This is a genomic window from Gordonia aquimaris (assembly GCF_026262595.1).
In the GTDB taxonomy this organism is placed as follows: domain Bacteria; phylum Actinomycetota; class Actinomycetes; order Mycobacteriales; family Mycobacteriaceae; genus Gordonia; species Gordonia tangerina.
Genome location: NZ_JAPKFM010000023.1, coordinates 1 through 19,834, shown reverse-complemented (window position 1 = coordinate 19,834; position 19,834 = coordinate 1). Strand labels below are relative to the sequence as shown.

Below are 19,834 nucleotides of genomic sequence, written 5' to 3'. Positions count from 1 at the left end.
AGTGCTCGACTGGAACCACCTCTCAGCACGTCGCGTCGACGCTCCTGCGTCGCCCCTGGACGACCCACTCGACACGCCCGCAGCACAAGCCATGTGACGTGTCCCGGCTTCCCGGACGGTCGAGGTTGGGTGGCTGTGATGTCGCTGCGTTCTCGTCGAGGGGGTCAGCAGACTCGATCAGGGTCGATTGGGATGAGACGCGAAGGCGGTCAGGTCAGGGCGGCCGAAGCCGGCCGGCGGGGTAGCGTCGGTCACGTCGAGGTCTTTCGGATGGATGGCGTAGGAACCTCCATCGTCGGGAGACCTCGACGTCCACCTGCGGACCGACGCGCCCGGCCGACCTACACCCTCATCTGGGAAGAGCCGCCAAACCTACAGCAGCACACCGGGGTTGAGCAGACCGTGCGGGTCGAGAGCTTTTTTGATGGTGGCGGTCAGTTCCATCACGTCGTCGCCGACCTGATTCGGCAACCACGCCTTCTTCAGCCGACCCACTCCGTGTTCGCCGGTGATGGTGCCGCCCAACGAGATCGCGAGATCCATGATCTCTCCGAAGGCTGCCTGCGCGCGGGCGGCCTCGTCGGAGTCGGTTGGGTCGAACACAATGAGCGGATGTGTGTTGCCGTCACCGGCGTGTGCGATCACCGAGATCATCACGTCGCGTGCCGCCGCGATTCCCGCGACCCCGTCGATGAGCGCGGGCAGTTGTGGCAGCGGTACCCCGACATCCTCCAGCAACAGCGATCCCAGCTTCTCGACCGCCGGGATCGCGGCACGACGAGCGGCGGTGAACGCCTCCCCTTCCTGCGCGTCATCGGTCGCGAAAACCTCGCTGGCGCCGTGCTGTTCGAAGGCGCGCTGGATGGTCTCCACCTCGGCCGCGCCGGCGGGTCCGGGCGCGTCGGACTGCGCCACCAATAGCGCCCCCGCCGTGCGGTCGAGCCCCATTCGCAACATGTCCTCGACGGCGTTGATTGACACCGCATCCATGAATTCGAGCATCGCCGGACGAATCTGCGCGGTGATCGCGAGGACCGCCTCACTGGCCTGGTGCACCGACCCGAAACTGCCGACCACCGTGCACGCCGGCGCCTGCGGAGGGAGCAGTCGCAGCGTCACCTCGGTGACGATGCCGAGCAACCCCTCGCTGCCGACGAAGAGTTTGGTCAGGGGCAGCCCGGCTGAATCCTTGAGCTGTTTCCCGCCCAGTCGTACCGCCCGCCCGTCGGCCAGCACCACCTCGAGTCCGAGGACATAGTCGGTGGTCACGCCGTATTTCACGCAGCAGAGCCCGCCGGCGTTGGTGGCGACGTTGCCGCCGATCGAGCAGATCTCGAACGATGACGGGTCGGGTGGATACCAGAGACCGTGGGCCGCCGCGGCCGCTTTGACCTCGGCGTTGAACAGTCCCGGCTGCACCACTGCAGTACGCGTGGCGGTGTCGATGACGAGATCTCGCATCTTCTCGGTGGACAACATGATCGCGCCGTCGACCGCTGTCGACCCACCGGACAGGCTGGTACCGGCTCCCCGGGTGACCAAGGGAATGCGGTGGTGGGCGCACCATCGCACCGTGGCCTGTACTTCGGCGGTCGTCGTCGGACGGACCAAGGCCAGCGGAGTGCCGGCGGCGGGATCCTGCGCCCGATCCTGCCGATAGGCCCCCAGAATGTCGGGGTCGGTGACCACCATGCCCTGCGGGAGGTCGGCGGCCAGCGACTCGGGACTCACGACATCGGTCATGACCTCACTGTAGGACGCCGTCGGCCCGTCGCCGGTGTTCTCTCATACCGAGACCGCCCAGCAACCGCACAGCTGAACTCCCGACGACGGGCAGGTCCGGTTTGTACGTTGTGTCCATGCAGCGCCACGATGAGACACACGAACACGACACACACGAACACGACCGAGGTCTCCGCTACGACCTGCGTTCGCTGAGTCGTCGCCGAGCGCTGATGCTGTTGGCCACCGGCGCGGTCGCCACCACCGCTGCCGCATGCGGCACCGACAACTCAGGGTCCGGTACTGCGGCATCCGACACAGCGGGGGCGTCGTCCACCGATGCGGCCGGCGCCACGGGTACCGCCGACGGCTGCGTGGCGGCCGCACCAGGGGAGACAGCCGGCCCCTACCCCGGCGACGGCAGTAACGGACCGAACGTGCTGATCGCGTCGGGAATCGTGCGCAGCGACATCCGGTCGAGTTTCGGCGATTCGTCGGGTACCGCCGAGGGTGTGCCGGCCACGCTGACCATCACCCTGCAGGACTTGGTCGACGACTGTTCGCCGGGCGAGGGTATGGCCGTCTACGTGTGGCACTGTGACCGCGAAGGCAACTACTCCCTCTACAGCGACGCCGCTGCCGACGAGAACTACCTGCGCGGCGTGCAGGTCGCCGACCCCGATGGCGTCGTTCGGTTCACCACGATCTTCCCGGCCTGCTACGCGGGCCGGTGGCCGCACATCCACTTCGAGGTCTTCGACTCCCTGGAGCAGGCCGTCGCCGGCTCCGACGCCCGACTGACCTCACAGATCGCGCTGCCCGAAGACGCCTGCACCGAGGTGTTCGAATACGACAGCGGCTACGCCCGGAGCATCTCCAACATGTCCAATGTGACGCTGGCTTCCGACAACGTGTTCGGCGACGGATGGGACGCCGAACTCGCGACCGTCGCCGGGTCCCCCGCCGACGGCATGGACATCTCGATCACCCTCGGCGTGGCGGCAAAGGAAGACAATCAGCAGAGTATGGGTGCGCCTCCGTCGGGTGGACCGGGCGGTCCGGGTATGCCACCAGGTGGATCGGGCGGGCCCCCGCCACGGCAACAGGGGTGATCCGGCCGGCGGGTCGTCGGGCGTCCGAATGACGTCGATGGCCACCGCCGCACCGCCAAAAGCCCAGCAGAACGCAGGTTTACCCGCTCGGACCGAGTAGCTCTACTCATGTGCCACGGAGCGTCGCCGACGACTCTTGAGCCATGAACCAGACCCCGGTGAACCAGACCACCGCCCACTTGCTGACCAGGATCTCCGGCGAGTTCGCAGACATGTCTCGGCAGATGCACCGCATGTCCGACGACTTCGCCGAACTGCGAGCCGTCCTCGTCGAACCGACGACACAGACAGCGTCGCAGCCGTCGCCGACGATGCAGTCCCCGCCGCCGGGTCGGCAGGTGCCGCCGACGACCGGACCGATGGTGCCGACACCGCCGATGGGCATGGTGGACGCGACGTCCACGCCCCCAGGAGCGCCGGCGACGTGGATGCCGGCGCCGCCGATACCCGGCCAGGCCATGCCCAACCCAGCTGCACACAACCAGGCCGCACCCAACCCAGCGGCACCCAACCCCAGGCACAACCCGGCGATGGCCACCCGGGTGATGCCGCCGAACCCCACCCACCTGCCCGCCGGCTACTCGCCGCCGCCTCCGGCTGCACCACCACCATGGCCGCCGAGCCCACAGCGGTCGACCCGTCCGGCACTGAGCGACCGCATCGCGACGGCCTTCCGCAAGGGCACGGTGGCGAGTGTGCTGGCGGCCGCCGGCGTGGGTGTCACCCTCATCGGCATCGTGCTGCTGTTGGTGCTGGCCGCCCAGGCCGGCATCCTGCGGCCGGAAGTTCGGGTGGCCGGCGGCGCCGTCTTCGCGATAGCGCTGGTGGTGGCGTCGACGTGGTGGCATCGTCGGCCCGCCGGACACACCGGCGCCGTAGCGCTCGCCGCGACCGGTGTGGCGGCCGGCTATCTGGATGTGCTGGCGGCAACCCGGTTCTATGAGTGGCTGAGCGTGCCGGCCGCGCTGAGCGCGGCAGCTGTGATCGCCGGAGCCGGGCTGGCGCTCAGCCGCATGTGGAACAGCCAAGCCCTCGGAGTACTGGTGGTTGTCCCGGTGGCCGTGTTGGCCCCGGCTCTCACCCAGGGCGTCGACATCGTGCTCGTGGCGTTCATGCTCGTGCTGGCAGCAGCGTCCGGTTGGGTCCAACTCGGTCGCGACTGGACCTGGCTGTACCTCGTCCGGATGGCGGCGCCGACGTTGCCGTTGGTGTTGATCGCCGTCCTCGCAGGCGTGGGGGTCGGACCCGACACGACGATGTGGACCTACGCCCTGGCTGCTGGGCTCACCGTGGTGATCGGTCTGGGCAGCGCCCTCGTCGCGCTCCCGAGTTCGTCGCAGCCGGCGCTGCTCGCGGCCATCACCGCAGCCACGTCCGCGCCGGTCCTGTTGTCTGGCGCCCTGGTCGACGACCTGTCCGCGGCCTCGCTGATCGCCACCGGTGCCGCAGCGCTACTCCTGCTGGTGGTCAGTGGCCCGCGAATTCCGGGTGTCACCACGACGGTCCGCGAGATCTGGGCGATGACGGTGGCGCTGCAGACGCTGGTCGCGGTCGCCACCGCGTTCAACGGCGGCATCGACGTCGCGGCGATCCTCGGGTTCGGCACGGTCGTCGCGATGACCGCGCGGCACAGCACGTCGATGGCGCGCATCATGCGCGGCATCGCCACCACTTTCGTGACGATCGGCGGCATCGGCACCCTCTCGACGGCCCCGCCCGCCGACCTCGCCGTCGCCCGCGTCATCGATCCGGCGATCGCGGCAACGACGCTGGTTCAGTGTGTGCTCTTGGTCGGTGCAGTCTGGATACTCGCCGGCATGTGGATCAAGGCTAGCCGAACCCGGCAACGGAGCGACCGGTCGGCCGAACAGTTGTGGGGACTGACGCTGGCAGTGGTGGCGTTGTATGCAGTCACCGAATTCACCGTCACCGCCGGGGTGCTGGTCGCGGGTGCCGAGGAGGGCTTCTTCGCCGGCCATCTGATGGCCACCATCACATGGATGATCGCCGGCGGCGCAACGCTCGCCCACGCCAGCCGGTTGCCGTCGGCGGCCCGCACCCCGCTGCTGGCCGGCGGCCTGGCCGTGGTCGCCGCGGCGCTCGCGAAGTTGTTCCTGTTCGACCTCGCCACCCTCGACGGCATGTTCCGCGTGCTGGCGTTCATCGTCACCGGACTGCTGCTACTGGCCATGGGTGCGTGGTTCGCGCGGAGTCTGTCCGACGATGCCGACACATCAATTCCGCATCCGGGCCCCGCGACGAGCTCGCCGGGGCAGAATAGGTCGACGTGACCGACGACGCCACCGAGCCCGATGGAAGGCGACGGTGCAGGTCGTGACCACTTCGAGCCGCCGCGCCGATCGGACCGGGCCCGACTACGCTGACGTTGTGTACGGGGCGGGCGACGAGGTGGCGGGATACGTCATCGACAGCTTTCTGGGCAGCGGCAGCAGCGCCGAGGTCTACCGGGCTCGCCACATCGGCGAGCCCGGATCGGTCGCGCTCAAGGTGCTACACACCCGGCCCAGCGACCGGCAACGCGTGCGGGAGCGTTTCGAGCGAGAGTTCACCATTGCGTCGTTGCTCGACCACCCGAACATCGTCGACATGTACGCCCGTGGTGAGATTGACCCCACCGAGGTGTCGGACGAGACCCGGACGCGCGCAACGATTCTGTGGATGGCGATGGAGTACATCGATGGTCGGCCGGCGAACGACCTGGTCGGACCACATCCCACCGAAGACGACGTCGAGACCATCGTCGCGATCGCAACCCAGATCGGAGCTGCACTCGACTACGCGCACGCGGCAGAGGTGCTGCATCGGGACGTGAAACCCGCCAACATCATGGTCGCAACGGGGTCCGAACGACCGCGGGCGGTGCTCACCGACTTCGGTATCGCACAGTTGCTCGACGACGCCCGCCCACTCGCCCGCAACGGCCGCGTCCAAGGTTCTATCGCCTATGCGGCACCGGAACTGCTGACCGCCCAACGACTCTCCGCCGCCACGGACCAATACGCCTTTGCCGCAGGGCTGTTCGAACTGTTCACCGGCGAACCCCCGTTTCCCCGCGCGACCGCGTTCGCGATCACCTATGCCCATCTGCATGATCCGGTGCCGCGGTTGACCAAGGCGCAACCCTGGCTGCCATCGTCATTGAATTCGGTGTTCGCGAAAGCCCTGGCGAAGAATCCAGCCGACCGCTACGAGACATGTGCCGAGTTCACCGACATCATTCGCCGTGCGTTGCAGGATGTTCCGGTTCCCACACCATCTCGCCGACGGTGGTGGCCATGGGCGCGTCAACCCGCCGGCTGAGCCGCGGTTCACGCTTGCGCCCTCGCCGGTGAAGCGGTGACAAGCGAGTTTACGAACAGGCCCCGTCGCCGGTTGAGTAGCGGCGCGCCGCCCCATGCTCCGCCACTCCCCGTCGCCGGTTGAGTAGCGGCGTGCGAGCCTGCGAGCCCGCCGCGCCTATCGCTGGTTGAGTAGCGGCGCGCGAGCTTGCGAGCCCGCCGCGTATCGAAACCACGCCCACCCGCACAAAAATCTTCTGCACTATTTTCAAGAATTTCCTTGACATCGAACTGGTGTTCGACCATAGTGGAGTCATGGGAGCTTCGGGGGATCTCACCACCATCACTGATTCTGTTCGTGACCTGCACTTGGGCGACGATATGTCGGGGCGTGCAGCGTTCGATGCGATGACCGCTCTGGTCACATTGCGCAATCTGATCGACCATCACGCCGCGACGGTGGTCGGCCATCTGGACCGCCTCGGTGTGGCCCGCGACCACGGCCGCAAACTCAGCGAGTTGTTGATCGTGATGGGGCTCGCGCCGGCGGTGGCGACCCGTCTGATCCGCATCGCGACCGCCCGCGAGAAACTGCCGACCCTGGCCGCGCACGCCGCCGATGGGGCGATCTCCGCCGAGCATGTCGACGCGGTGGGTAAAGGGGTCGATCATGTCGGGAAAAGATCGGCGGAACCGCTCGACGATGTGGCGCGTCTAAACATCGTGACCGAACTTCTCGCCCAATTCTTTTCCGGCGCCACCCCCGCCGACATCGGCAAACGTGCCCGTCGTCTGGGCAACCAGGTGGCCGCCGACACCGGTGGGCTACCCGCCTCCGAAGACCGTAACCTCAATGCGCTCACCCACGATGTCGATGGTGACGGACGGCTGCAGGTGCGCGCCGACCTCAACACCGAGGTCGGCGAAAAATTCTCGGCTGCGATGGAAGAGTTGGCGGCACCGCGTCCCGAACCCGACGGGTCGCCTGATGCCCGCGGCCCGGAGCGCCGCCACGCCGACGCCCTCGAAGCGTTGCTCGATATCGCTGCCCGTAGTGGTGATGTGGCGTCCGCGCCGCGTCACCAACTGCTGGTGTCGGTGCCCGCTGATACTCCTGATTTGGCCGAGTTGCCGTTCCTGGGGTCGATCACCGAAGCCATGCTGCGCACGTTGACCTGTGACACCACCGCGACCGTCGCGATCGTCGATGGTGAGGCGGTGCCGATGGAGATGAGTAAAGACAAACGCCTGTTCCCAGCCCATCTCCGTAAAGCGTTGCACAAACGCGACGAGTGTTGCATCAAATGCGGCGTGGCGGCCTCCCGCTGCCAAGGCCATCACATCGTCCATTGGGCTGATGGTGGAATCACGGTGTTGGACAACGGCTGTCTGCTGTGCCCATCCTGTCATGCCGACATCCACCACAACGGGTGGGAAGTGATCATGGGCCACGACCGACATCCCTGGCTCCTCCCACCCGTCACCGTCGACCCGACACGTCGGCCGATACCGGCCTACAACCGACGCACGATGAACCTCGACAACCTACCCGCCGCAGCCTGAGCGGCCACAGTCTTACCACGCACCCGACCCCGGTCGGGACCGCAACCGTCCCTTGAAAACTCCATAGAGTCAACCAACGGCACCACAGTGGTGTCGCGTACCCGACGGCCACATCGGTTGCACAACAACCCTCGTGGTGCGCGGTACGCGACCCCACACGCCGGCCAGGACATTCGCTCAGCCGGGTGTCTCGATCTTATAGACGCGTAAAGCATTGTCTCGGAATACTTTACTCAGTGCGTAGTCGCCGCCGAGCGGCGCGATCAGATCGACCAGTGCGCCGACGATCATGTCGAACGATACGTTGGGCTTGTCGATGGGGAAATTGGAGCCGAACATCACGCGGTCGGCACCGAAATGGGTGAACACATGGTCGACCAGCGGGCCGACCATCTCGGTCAGTGTCGCCCGGCTGCCGACATTGCCCCACCGCTCCCGTCCGTAGCCCAGAACCGGCAGCCCGAGTCCGGACAGCTTCACCATCACGTTCGGGTAGGCCGCCAGGGTGACCATTCGTTCGCGCCACAACCGCATGATGTCTGCGCGCGCACCCGCAGTGGCACCGGTTCGCGCGCCGACGGGTCCGAACACCCCGACCGGCGCCCCGACGTGGTCGACGACGATGGTGACCTCGGGATACTCCCGCGCCAGAGTCACCACGTCGTAGAGCTGATGAGAGTAGACGAACGCGTCGAACACCAGGCGTCGGTCGGCAACCTCGGCGAAGCCCTTCAAGAACGACGGGGAGGACAAGATGCCATCAGCATCGGCCCCATTGCGGATCTTGGGGTCTGGGTGGCGGGTGGTGATCCACCGAATGCCACGAAGTCGGTCGGTCAAGGCGGCATGTTCGTCGATGAGTTCGGCGAAACGCTCGGCCCGCGGGTCGGCGTGGGCAACGATCGCACCCAGTTGAGGCAACGAATCCGCACCGAACGGCAGGGTCGTCACGTACCGCGTCTCCTCGACGGCCGACCTCCCCGCGGGAGTGTCGACGCGGCCGGCGGTCTCGTCGCCGCGCCAGTGCGACTCCATATGCACCACGGTGTCCACCCGCACACCGGCGGTCTTGAAGACCGGGGAGGTGTCGGCCAGGTACTGCATAGGCTCGTACACGCGCGCGACGGTGCTCGGGGTGAGAACGTACTCCCGGTCGGCCTGCGACACCACCATCGGGAAAACCCGGTCGCCGAATGCGGGCACGAACCGATACAGCCGCGAGAGCCGATTCGCCGCCCACGGCGTGCTCCGCGGATTCCACTGGTGCAGATGAGCGTCGACAATTCCCCTGACAACACCATCGAGCGAGCTCACGTACCCGAGGTTGCCACAGTCGTCGCGAACCCGACATCGATTGATCGATCGCAAGTCGCCGTCGATGGACCGCTAGGCTCTCTGGGGCGGGCATCGATCCCGCCGACCATGCGACACGCTCAGGGGAGGTGACCGGCCCGTGGCCAATCATTCGCGACACGTCCTCCACCAGCTCCGCGAGCTGATCAACCGCGACCCCGACCGGTTCTCGGCCAACATCTACACGCGCATGTTCGCCATCGATCCCGATCTTCGCGAACTGTTCCCGGCGGTCATGTCCGGTCAGCGCGATGCGTTCTTCCGGGTCATCGACCACGTCCTCGACGTGATTCCGCAGGCAGATGGCCACCCCGAGCTCGTGGAGTTCCTCGCCCAACTCGGCCGTGATCACCGCAAATTCGGAGTCCGCCCCGAGCACTACGGTGTCATTTATCGGGCACTGATCGCCGAGTTCGCATCGCTGCTGGGTGACTACTGGGATGACGAAACCGCCCAGACGGTAACTCAGGCGATGATGCTGACGACCGGCGTGATGCGCGGCGCCGCCGAGACAGCGCCGTTCCCGGCGCTCTGGTCGGCGGAGGTGGTGGAGAAGTTCCGCATCACCCGCGACCTCGCGGTGGTGCGGCTGCTGTCCAAGGCACCTCTACGGTTCGCCCCCGGCCAGTACCTCGAGGTGCAGATTCCGCAGCGCCCGAAAGCGTGGCGAAGTCTGTCGCCGGCGATCCCGCCCAACCCGCGCGGTGAGCTGGAGTTTCACGTGCGGGGCGTGCAAGGCGGCACTGTGAGCTGCGCCATCGTCGGCGAGACGCGGGTCGGCGACGTCTGGCATTTCGCACAAGGGCACGGCACCCTGCACATCGAACCGGACCGCCCGGTGGTGATGGTGGCCGGCGGATCCGGCCTGGCGCCGCTGCGGGCGCTGCTCATCGAAATGTCCAAGCGCGCCGATACTCCGCCTACCCACATCTTCTACGGCATGCGCTATCCGGGCGAACTCTACGACCTCGTCGTATTGCGTCGAATTGCGGCGACCAACCCTTGGCTGCGCATCACCGCGGTTTCCGAAGAGACCACCGATCCGTGGTGGATCACCGCGGTGGCCACCCCCGAAGCGCTGGGCATCGAGCACCACATCGGCACCCTCGCCGATGTCGCCGCAGCCGCCGGCCCGTGGGACGAGCATCAGGTGCTCATCGCCGGGTCGGCGAAGATGATCGAGGCGACTCGCCGGCGAATGCTCATCGCAGGTGCCCGGGCGAGCCTCATCCAGCACGACCCCGTGGTCTGACGAAAGACTCGGACCTACGGGCCGGGAGTCTGACCGGCGACGGACACGGTGGTCGTCTCGGTGACCGTCTCAGTCGGCTGCTCGGTGACCGTCTCGGTCTCCGTCGACGTCTCCGTCTCGGTTTCGGTCTCCGTCGTGGTGCTCGCGGCATCGCGCGATTCGGTCACCGTTGTGGTGGCGACGCGGGTGCGGACCTCGGTGACCGGCGCAGCGGTGCGGGTCACCGTCGACGCTTCTGCGGTCTCGGTGACCGTCGTAGTTGGTGTCGGCTCCTCTTCGGTGGCGTCCACACCGGCGAACACCGCGGACGCCGCAATCGCACCGAGGGCCAGTGCCGCCGCCATCGCCGCGCCGATGAGCCACCAGCGACGCGTCGACGGGGTACGCACAACCGCCCCCGGCCGCAGCGCCAACACCGCCGCGCCGACCGCCGCCGCGAGCGCCGGTTGATCAACGACAGTGACCGGTCGCGCCAGCGCATACTCGAGAGCCGCCGACGTTCCGGCCACCTCGGCGCCGGGGCCGGTGAGTACCACCGACGTGACGGCAGACCCTCCAGGTGCCGCCATCACCGCGTCGGCGACAGCGCCCGCATGGGCGGGATCGGTGACCGGGCCGGGCGACCCGTAGGCGAACTCGGCCGTTCCCAGGACCTCGCCGGTTGCCGAATCGAGGTTGACGACCGACGAACCCGGCGACGGGACGGCGTCACGATCCAGATCAATCGCAGCGACGATCCCGGTACCGGATGCGGCAGTCCGGGCCACCTCGGCCAACGCCGCCGGCATGTCGGTGACGGCCACCTTGTCGTACCAGGCCGGCCGCGACGTACCCGGCGCCAGATTGGCCTGCAGGTAGCTCTGGGTGGCGGGTCGGGCGCAGGCGACACCGATGCGATTGATCTCATACGGCACCGAGTCGACGAGTTCGTGGATGGCGTTCTCGGCGCTCTGCGCCGACGGATCCGGAAGGTCGACCAGGTTGCTGGCGATGATGTCGCCGTCGGCACCTCGCACCACGGAGGCGACTCGATCCTCGACCACGGAGATCCCGAGGACCGATCCGTCCGAGCTCGAACCGCCCCCGTACTGGGCGCTTCTGGTCTCGGCCATGTCCTCGTCCTGTCTACAACGACGCTTTTGTCCCGAGTCAGGGTAACGGGTGGGCCGAGGTACCGATCAGTCGGTCTTGCGCTTGCGACGCGGCTGCCACACCACCAGTGCGCTGGTGCGCGGCACCGGAACCAGCTCCCCGCCCCTACGAGCCGACCCGCTGTCGACTTCGGATTGCAGCTCGCGGATGCGCTGCTGCAGGGCGTCGACCTGGTTCTCCAAATCGATGATGCGTTTGATGCCGGCGAGGTTGACGCCCTCCTCCTGCGACAGGCGCTGGATCTCGCGCAGCACCTCGACGTCGCGTGCGGAGTACCGCCGACCACCGCCGGTGGTGCGCTGCGGCGTGACCAGCCCGAGCCGGTCGTAGGTCCGCAGCGTCTGGGCGTGCATGCCGGCCAGTTCCGCCGCGACCGAGATCATGAAGGTCGCGGCGGCTTCTCCGTCGAACTTGTTGCGGTCGTGGTTACCGGCCACCATCATCGCCCCCAACCGGCGCGTGGATCGAAACCGGCGGCCTTCTCCGCGGCGGCGTAACGACGCATGGCCTCGACTGCGTCGTCGTCGAGCTTCGGCGGCACGGCAACCTTCACCGTCACCAGCAGGTCACCCGCCCCACCCGAACGTTTCGGCACACCTCGTCCGCGCACGCGCAGGGTGCGCCCGTCGGTGGTGTTGGCGGGGATCTTCACTCCCACACTGCCGTCGAGTGTGGGCACCGACACGGTGGCGCCGAGGACCAGTTCGGAGATGCTGACCGGCAACTGCACCTTCAGGTCGTTACCGCTGCGGGTGAACACCTTGTCTGCGGTCACATGGACCACCACGTAGAGGTCACCCGAGGGAGCACCACGGCGACCGGCCTCGCCTTGGCCGGCCAGCCGGATGCGTTGGCCGTCCTCGACACCGGCCGGGATACGCACATTGATGGTGCGTGCGCGTACCTTCACGCCGCTGCCCTCGCAGTCGGTGCACGGATCGTCGATCCGTGACCCGGTGCCCTGGCAGTCCTGGCACGGTTCGCTGAACCCGAACGCGCCCTGGTTGCGGCTGACGAATCCGGACCCGTTGCAGTTCGGGCAGACGCGCGGACTGGTACCCGGTTTGGCACCACTGCCGTGGCAGGTGGTGCACGGCGCCGGGCTGGTCACCCGAAGCGGTACGGTCGTGCCGGTCGCGGCATCCTTGAACGTCAGGGTCGTCTCGGTCTCGAGGTCGTTGCCTCGCTTGGGCCGCGTCGCCGTGGAGGTTCGCGGACCGCGATTGAACAGCCCGTCGAATAGGTCGCCGAAACCGCCCGCCGACTCGCCGCCGGCGCCACCACCACCGCCGAACAGGTCACCGATGTTGAAGTCGGCCCCCGGCGTCGTCGTGTAGTGCGTTCCACCGCCTCCCGAGAAACCGCCGGGAAAGCCATTGCCCCCGCCACGGAATCGCCCACCGGCGAACATCGCGCGGGTCTCGTCGTATTCTTTGCGCTTCTCTGGATCGGCCAGCACGCTGTGTGCTTCGGACACCCGCTTGAAGCGTTCTTCGGCCGCGGTGTCGCCCGGGTTCGCGTCCGGATGGAGTTCGCGGGCGAGCTTCCGGTAGGCCTTCTTGATCTCTTCAGCCGAAGCGTCAGAAGCAACGCCCAGGTCCTTGTAGAAGTCGTGTTCCAACCACTCCCGTTGTGGAGCCACCAGACGTCACCTCCTTCGATATCTCAGTTGTCTGGATGAAGTTGTGTGGAGCGGGCCACGAAGGATTGCCGTGCACAACCCTTCGTGGCCCGTCGTCGGTGCGCTTATTGTGCACCAGTCTGTTCGGCCGCATCGCTTCCTACGTCCGACGGATCGGTGACCGTGACCATCGCGTGACGGATCACCTTCTCGCCGAGCCGGTAGCCGGTGCGATAGACGGCGCCGATGACGGGTTCGGCCCCATCACCGTCGTGCTGGACGGCCTCGTGCAGTTCCGGGTCGAACACATCGCCCGGCGCACCGAACGTGGTGAGGCCCTCGGCCGACAGCTCGGCGACGAGTTTGTCGGCCACGCTGCGTAGCGGCCCCTCGTCGAGGTCACCGTGCTGGCGGGCACGATCGAGATCGTCGAGCACCGGCAGCAGTTTGTCGATGAGCAGCTGCTTGCCGTAGAGGACCGAGCCCTGCTTCTCTTCTGCGGCACGCCGCCGGAAGTTGGCGAACTGGGCACGCTCCCGTTGCAGATCTGCCGTCAGCTCGGCGACGCGCTCGTCGGCGAGATCACTCACCTCCGGCTCGCCGTCGGCCCGCGGATCGGCGACGGGTTCGGCCTCCGCAGGGCCGGGCCCGGCGGCCGGCTCCTCGCGCACCTCGCCCGTCTCCGGGTCGATGCGACGACGATCGGTCACCGTGACCGGTTCCTGCTCCTGGACGCCTTCCGGCTCACCTGCGGTCACTTGTTGTCTCCGGAGGAGGACGGTTCGTCGACGACCTCGGCGTCCACGACATCGTCGCCACCGGCGTTGTCACCCTGCGGCGCCTCACCGTTGGGCGACTCGGCGGCCGACGCGGCGTAGATCGCCTGACCCATCTCCTGGGACTCGGTCGAGAGCTTCTCCACCGCGGACTTGATGGCCGCGATGTCGGTGCCCTTCAACGCCTCCTGCGCTTCGGAGATGGCCGCGTTGACCTTGTCCTTCACCTCGCCGGGAACCTTGTCCTCGTTGTCTTTGAGGAACTTCTCGGTCTGGTGCACCAGCGACTCGGCCTGGTTGCGGGTCTCTGCCTCTTCACGACGCTGACGGTCCTCGTCGGCGTGTGCCTCGGCGTCCTTGATCATCCGGTCGATCTCGTCCTTGCTCAGGCCCGAGCCCTCCTGGATGCGGATGGAGTTCTCCTTGCCGGTGCCCTTGTCCTTCGCGGTGACGTGCACGATGCCGTTTGCGTCGATGTCGAAGGTCACCTCGATCTGCGGGACACCCTGCGGCGCAGGCGCGATGCCACCGAGCTCGAACGATCCGAGCAGCTTGTTGTGCGAGGCGATCTCGCGCTCACCCTGATAGACCTGGATCTGCACCGACGGCTGGTTGTCCTCGGCGGTGGTGTAGGTCTCCGACCGCTTGGTCGGGATGGTGGTGTTGCGCTCGATCAGCTTGTGCATCACGCCGCCCTTGGTCTCGATACCGAGGCTCAGCGGGGTGACGTCGAGCAGCAGCACATCCTTGACCTCGCCGCGCAGCACGCCGGCCTGCAGTGCCGCGCCCACGGCGACGACCTCGTCCGGGTTGACGCCCTTGTTGGGCTCCTGGCCACCGGTCAGTTCCTTCACCAGCTCGGTGACGGCAGGCATACGGGTCGAACCGCCGACCAGCACCACGTGGTCGATGTCGCCGACGGCGATGCCGGCGTCCTTGATGACCGCCTGGAAAGGCGAGCGGGTGCGCTCGAGCAGATCGGAGGTGATCTTCTGGAACTCGCTGCGCGAGAGCTGCTCGTCGAGGAACAGCGGGTTCTTCTCGGCGTCGACCGTGATGTAGGGCAGGTTGATCGAGGTGCTCTGCGAGGCAGACAGTTCGATCTTGGCCTTCTCGGCAGCCTCACGCAGACGCTGCATGGCCATCTTGTCCTTGGTCAGGTCGATGCCGTTCTGGCTCTTGAACTTCTCCACGAGCCAGTCGACGATGCGCTGATCCCAGTCGTCACCACCGAGGTGGTTGTCGCCGGAGGTCGCGCGGACCTCCACGACACCGTCGCCGATCTCGAGCAGCGAGACGTCGAAAGTACCGCCACCGAGGTCGAAGACCAGGATGGTCTGTTCGCTCTCGCCCTTGTCCAGGCCGTAGGCGAGTGCCGCGGCGGTGGGCTCGTTGACGATGCGCAGCACGTTGAGGCCGGCGATCTGGCCGGCTTCCTTGGTGGCCTGACGCTGGGCGTCGTTGAAGTAGGCCGGCACGGTGATGACCGCGTCGGTCACGTCCTCACCGAGGTAGGACTCGGCGTCGCGCTTGAGCTTCTGCAGCGTGCGCGCGCTGATCTCCTGCGGGGTGTACTTCTTGTCGTCGATCTCTACGGACCAGTCGCCCTCGCCCATGTGGCGCTTGACCGAGCGGATGGTGCGGTCGACGTTGGTGACCGCCTGGTTCTTCGCCGGCTGCCCGACCAGTACCTCGCCGTTGCGCGCGAACGCGACGACCGACGGGGTCGTGCGGGAGCCTTCGGCGTTGGCGATGACGGCGGCCTCGCCGCCCTCGAGCACGGACACCACCGAGTTGGTGGTACCGAGGTCGATTCCAACTGCACGAGACATGTGTGTTCCTCCTAGTTCATGGGTGTGCACCCAAGTTCGTGTCGGGTCCGAGGGGTGTCCGCGAACTAATGCCTGCGAACGGACCTCGGATGATGCTGTCGAAACCCTCGTCGGACCCGAACTTCAGCGCATCCGACTCATGTCTTACTGAAAGAATCAGCCGGAGTCAACTGAGTTGAGCGATATTGACTCAAGTTTCTCGTAGTCTGCAACGGCAGTAGGCGCTGGAATGTTCCCGGTGCCGCAAAGATCATCGACACAGGCGCCGCGCGGGCGCCGCCGCCCACACTGACGCCATCAGCCACGGACACGGCGTGACCGACGTCGCATTCGCTGGATGTAACGACGGGTCACCCTAAAGTAGACAAAGGAACCAAGCACCGGGCGCTGCGCTGGCCCACGATCCACGGCAGATTCGGCGAAGGAGGAACGTTCCCATGGTGGAGTCGAGGCAACGCCGCGGTGGCGAACGCCGGACCAAGTTCGGCGAGACCGCTGTCGAGATCATCGCGACCCAGGGCCTGCACGCCCTGACCCATCGCACGGTCGACGAGACCGCCGGCTACCCACCCGGCTCGATCAACTACTACGCCCCCACCCGCAGCCGACTGCTCGCGCTCGCCCTGGAGACGGTGCACGCGCAGCTTCAGGTCATCGCCTTGGAATCCTTCGGCCCCCTGCTGACCCCGGGCCCGCACACGCCCGACGACGTCGTCGAGTGCGGCACGCAGTTCGTCGAACTGTCACGCACCCAGGGCCGCAAGACCGTGACCGCGCGACATGCTTTGTTGATCGAGGCACAGTTCCATCCCGACCTGGCGGAGATGATCGAGGCGCACCGCCAGGAACTCGTCCACCTGTCGGTCGCGGTGGGTGCACCGTTTCGGCCCGAACACCCGGAAGAAGCGGCCAATCTCGTCGTCGCGCTGATGGACGGGCTCGTCCAGCAACTCGTGCTCGGCAAACTCGACACGGTGACCCGGCCGATGGTCAAGATGGCGATGTCACATATCTGCACGATCGGCAGCGAGACATCGCAGTGGACGGCGATCACGCCATAGCCACGTTGTGCTCATCGCCGGCGAGAGTGAGTGGTGGCAGCGTTGACGTTGTCGCCGGCCCCGGCCGTTCAGAGCGCTTCGGGGCGCAACGCATCGCCCGGGAATCCACGTCACGGCTGACACCAGAGCGGGCCGCGACAACGATTATCGTCGTCGTGGCCCGCTGTGGTGTCAGTTGTGCCGATCAGGCGGCGGACACCGCGTGATCCGACGCGCCGTGTCCCGACGTCGCGTACTCGGCCGCCGGTTCCAACGCCTGCGCGAGGATGTCGGCGACATCGGTCATCGGACGCACGTCGAGCGCGTCGAGCACCTCGGCCGGAACGTCGTCGAGGTCGGGTTCGTTGCGCTGCGGGATGAACACCGTCGTCAGGCCGTTACGTTGCGCGGCAAGCAGTTTCTGCTTGACCCCACCGATCGGCAGGACCCGCCCGTTGAGGGTGACCTCGCCGGTCATGCCCACCTCGGCGCGCACTTTACGGCCGGTCGCCATCGACACCAACGCGGTCACCATGGTGACGCCGGCGCTCGGACCGTCCTTGGGCACCGCCCCGGCGGGCACGTGCACATGGATGGTCTTGTTCAGCATCTCCGGGTCGATACCCAGCTTTTCGGCGTGGGCCCGAACGTAGGACAGCGCGATCTGCGCCGATTCCTTCATCACGTCACCGAGTTGGCCGGTCAGCTTGAGTCCGGGTTCGCCGTCGACGCTGTTCACCTCGATGAACAACACGTCGCCGCCCATCCCGGTCACGGCCAGCCCGGTGGCCACGCCCGGCACCGCGGTGCGCTCGGCCGATTCCGGGGTGAACCGCGCCCGACCGATGTAGTCCTTCAGATCGGCTTCACCGATCGTGATGGGTGCCTGCGACTTTCCGGACTCCAGGTTCGTCGCGGCCTTGCGCAGCAGCTTGGCGAGTAGCCGTTCGAACTGTCGCACACCCGGTTCCCGGGTGTAGTTCGCTGCGATCTCCCGCAGCGCGTCGTCGCTGACGTCGACCTCGTCGGCGATCAGTGCGGCCCGTTCGGCCTGCCGCGGCAGCAGGTAGTCGCGGGCGATGGCCACCTTGTCGTCCTCGGTGTAGCCGTCCAGAGACACCAGTTCCATCCGGTCCAGCAGCGCCGACGGGATGTTCTCCACCACGTTGGCGGTGGCGAGGAACAGCACGTCAGACAGGTCGAGATCGAGGTCCAGGTAGTGATCGCGGAAGGTGTGGTTCTGGGCGGGGTCGAGCACCTCGAGCAGCGCCGCCGCCGGATCGCCCCGGTAGTCGGAGCCGACCTTGTCGATCTCGTCCAGCAGCACAACAGGATTCATCGATCCTGCCTCACCGATGGCCCGCACGATCCGACCGGGCAGAGCCCCGACATAGGTGCGGCGGTGACCGCGGATCTCGGCCTCGTCACGCACACCACCGAGAGCGACGCGCACGAACTTGCGGCCCAGCGCCCGGGCAACGGACTCGCCCAGCGACGTCTTGCCGACACCGGGAGGGCCGGCCAGCACCATGACGGCACCGGAGCCGCGGCCGCCGACGACCTGCAGGCCGCGCTCGGCGCGACGTGCGCGTACCGCCAGGTATTCGACGATGCGGTCCTTGACGTCGTCGAGACCGTGATGGTCGGTGTCGAGGATCTCGCGAGCACCCTTGATGTCGGTGGAGTCGTCGGTTGTGACGTTCCACGGCAGTTCCAGCACGGTGTCCAGCCAGGTGCGGATCCAACTGGTCTCCGGCGACTGATCGCTGGCGCGTTCGAGTTTGCCGACCTCGCGCAGTGCGGCCTCGCGCACCTTGTCGGGTAGGTCGGCGGCCTCCACGCGACCGCGGTAGTCGTCGGCGCCGTCGGGTTCGTCCTCGCCGAGTTCCTTGCGGATGGCGCCCAGCTGCTGGCGCAGCAGGAACTCCTTCTGCTGCTTCTCCATGCCACTGCGCACGTCGTCGGCGATCTTGTCGCTGACCTCGGTCTCGGCGATGTGTTCGCCGGTCCACTCGATCAGCCGGGTGAGCCGTTCGGCAATGTCCGGGGTCTCGAGCAGTTCACGCTTCTGCTCGTCGGAGAGCCACGAGCTGTAGCCCGAGGTGTCGGCGAGATCCGACGGGTCGGTCATCTTGTTGACCGCGTCGATGATCTGCCACGCCTCGCGACGTTGCAGCATGGCCAGGACGAGTTTCTTGTACTCGGCGGCCAGGTTCGTCACCTCGTCGGTGACCGTGGGGTCATCGACCTCGGTGACCTCCACCCAGAGAGCGTTGCCGTTACCGGTGGTACCGGTACCGATGTGGGCCCGCTTCTCACCCTTGATCACCGCAGCGGTCTGCCCGCCAGGGATGCGGCCCACCTGCACGATCGAGGCCACCACACCGTAGGTGGGATAGCGGTCATCGAGGCGCGGCGCGACCAGCAGCTTGCCGGACTCGCTGGCACGTGCGGCGTCCACGGTGGCCTGAGCGGCGTCGTCGAGTGGGACCGGCACCACCATGCCGGGGAGGACGACCAGATCGGGAACGAACAGGACGGGCACGGAATATGTGTGCGACATCAAACCTCCAAAAAGTTCAGTCTGATGGGCTCAACCTCGCTGGCTGGATGTTTGTTCCCGGTGATATTTCGCCAGGAGCGGACAGTTCTGTAGCTTCTCACCGAACGTGTCATTTTCTCATCGGCTTGTCATAGGCGTGTCATCGTTCTCATCGGGCTGTCATGCGGCACGATAGCAAAATGCCTGATCAGATCGGTGCGACCGAGATTCGCTTCGTTACCGAAGCCGGTGACGAGACCATCAGTCAGGTCAGGGATCACTCGATCAGCTCGATGGCCCGAGCCCAGCCAGTGCGCCTGCCACCGTCCCACGCCGGCCAACGCCACTATCCAGGTCTTTTTTGGACCCGTACAACAGCCGACCACGTGGTTTACGAAAGCCTTCTCGAACGCGACCGCATCTTGCTTGCCGACTTCGATCCCGAAGTCGTTTGGATCACGGCGCAACCTTTCTGGATCACCGGCGACGACAGAGGTACCGGCCGACGCCACTGTCCCGATCTCCTACTGACGCGGGCTGATGGGTCATATTTGGTCGTGGACGTCAAGT

At 66.7% G+C, this 19,834-nt stretch carries 15 protein-coding genes; 7 read left to right on the top strand and 8 right to left on the bottom strand.

The features are described 5' to 3' along the window. Positions 1-372 precede the first annotated feature (372 nt). Positions 373-1,743, bottom strand: a complete 1,371-nt coding sequence (locus tag OSB52_RS18690; RefSeq protein WP_266063060.1) for an FAD-binding oxidoreductase — start codon at positions 1,741-1,743, stop codon at positions 373-375. 116 nt (positions 1,744-1,859) lie between these two features. On the opposite strand from OSB52_RS18690, the gene OSB52_RS18685 reads away from it, so the two are divergent. The 4 genes from OSB52_RS18685 to OSB52_RS18670 all read left to right on the top strand — a co-directional run bounded on the left by OSB52_RS18685 (position 1,860) and on the right by OSB52_RS18670 (position 7,696). After that, positions 1,860-2,834, top strand: coding sequence for an intradiol ring-cleavage dioxygenase (locus OSB52_RS18685; protein ID WP_266063059.1), 975 nt, complete (start codon positions 1,860-1,862; stop codon positions 2,832-2,834). Positions 2,835-2,977: 143 nt separating this feature from the next. Next, the gene (locus tag OSB52_RS18680) at positions 2,978-5,125 is read left to right on the top strand and encodes a DUF2339 domain-containing protein (RefSeq protein ID WP_266063058.1); all 2,148 of its coding nucleotides are present in this window, start codon (positions 2,978-2,980) and stop codon (positions 5,123-5,125) included. Positions 5,126-5,222: 97 nt separating this feature from the next. Then, a complete protein-coding gene (locus OSB52_RS18675) occupies positions 5,223-6,155 on the top strand; it encodes a serine/threonine-protein kinase (RefSeq protein ID WP_235722021.1) in 933 nt (310 codons plus the stop codon). Between the two features lie 293 nt (positions 6,156-6,448). Then, the gene (locus tag OSB52_RS18670) at positions 6,449-7,696 is read left to right on the top strand and encodes an HNH endonuclease (protein WP_266063057.1); all 1,248 of its coding nucleotides are present in this window, start codon (positions 6,449-6,451) and stop codon (positions 7,694-7,696) included. A 177-nt stretch (positions 7,697-7,873) separates the two neighbouring features. On the opposite strand, the gene OSB52_RS18665 is transcribed toward OSB52_RS18670, so the two are convergent. Then, positions 7,874-9,010, bottom strand: coding sequence for an amidohydrolase family protein (locus tag OSB52_RS18665; RefSeq protein ID WP_266063055.1), 1,137 nt, complete (start codon positions 9,008-9,010; stop codon positions 7,874-7,876). Between the two features lie 139 nt (positions 9,011-9,149). Here OSB52_RS18665 and OSB52_RS18660 point away from each other — a divergent pair, with 139 nt between their 5' ends. Continuing rightward, entirely contained in the window at positions 9,150-10,301 is a 1,152-nt protein-coding gene (locus OSB52_RS18660; protein WP_266063054.1) for an FAD-binding oxidoreductase, read from the top strand. Between the two features lie 14 nt (positions 10,302-10,315). On the opposite strand, the gene OSB52_RS18655 is transcribed toward OSB52_RS18660, so the two are convergent. The 5 genes from OSB52_RS18655 to dnaK all read right to left on the bottom strand — a co-directional run bounded on the left by OSB52_RS18655 (position 10,316) and on the right by dnaK (position 15,682). Continuing rightward, the gene (locus OSB52_RS18655; protein ID WP_266063053.1) at positions 10,316-11,413 is read right to left on the bottom strand and encodes a hypothetical protein; all 1,098 of its coding nucleotides are present in this window, start codon (positions 11,411-11,413) and stop codon (positions 10,316-10,318) included. Positions 11,414-11,479: 66 nt separating this feature from the next. Beyond that, positions 11,480-11,896, bottom strand: a complete 417-nt coding sequence (locus tag OSB52_RS18650; protein ID WP_277615260.1) for a heat shock protein transcriptional repressor HspR — start codon at positions 11,894-11,896, stop codon at positions 11,480-11,482. After that, positions 11,893-13,095 carry a molecular chaperone DnaJ gene (dnaJ, locus tag OSB52_RS18645; RefSeq protein WP_235721951.1) on the bottom strand — a complete coding sequence of 401 codons (1,203 nt, stop codon included), beginning with the start codon at positions 13,093-13,095 and terminating at the stop codon, positions 11,893-11,895. Before dnaJ ends, OSB52_RS18650 begins: the two co-directional genes overlap by 4 nt. 104 nt (positions 13,096-13,199) lie before the next feature. Continuing rightward, the gene (gene grpE / locus OSB52_RS18640) at positions 13,200-13,832 is read right to left on the bottom strand and encodes a nucleotide exchange factor GrpE (protein WP_266063052.1); all 633 of its coding nucleotides are present in this window, start codon (positions 13,830-13,832) and stop codon (positions 13,200-13,202) included. Continuing rightward, the gene (gene dnaK, locus OSB52_RS18635; protein WP_266063051.1) at positions 13,829-15,682 is read right to left on the bottom strand and encodes a molecular chaperone DnaK; all 1,854 of its coding nucleotides are present in this window, start codon (positions 15,680-15,682) and stop codon (positions 13,829-13,831) included. The genes grpE and dnaK overlap by 4 nt, the downstream gene beginning before the upstream one ends. 437 nt (positions 15,683-16,119) lie before the next feature. On the opposite strand from dnaK, the gene OSB52_RS18630 reads away from it, so the two are divergent. After that, positions 16,120-16,743 carry a TetR/AcrR family transcriptional regulator gene (locus OSB52_RS18630; protein ID WP_266063050.1) on the top strand — a complete coding sequence of 208 codons (624 nt, stop codon included), beginning with the start codon at positions 16,120-16,122 and terminating at the stop codon, positions 16,741-16,743. 184 nt (positions 16,744-16,927) lie between these two features. Here OSB52_RS18630 and lon read toward each other — a convergent pair whose 3' ends face one another. Next, positions 16,928-19,285, bottom strand: a complete 2,358-nt coding sequence (gene lon / locus OSB52_RS18625; RefSeq protein WP_266063049.1) for an endopeptidase La — start codon at positions 19,283-19,285, stop codon at positions 16,928-16,930. Between the two features lie 179 nt (positions 19,286-19,464). Here lon and OSB52_RS18620 point away from each other — a divergent pair. Then, on the top strand, positions 19,465-19,834 hold a 370-nt coding region (locus OSB52_RS18620; protein WP_266063048.1), incomplete at its 3' end, for a TnsA-like heteromeric transposase endonuclease subunit.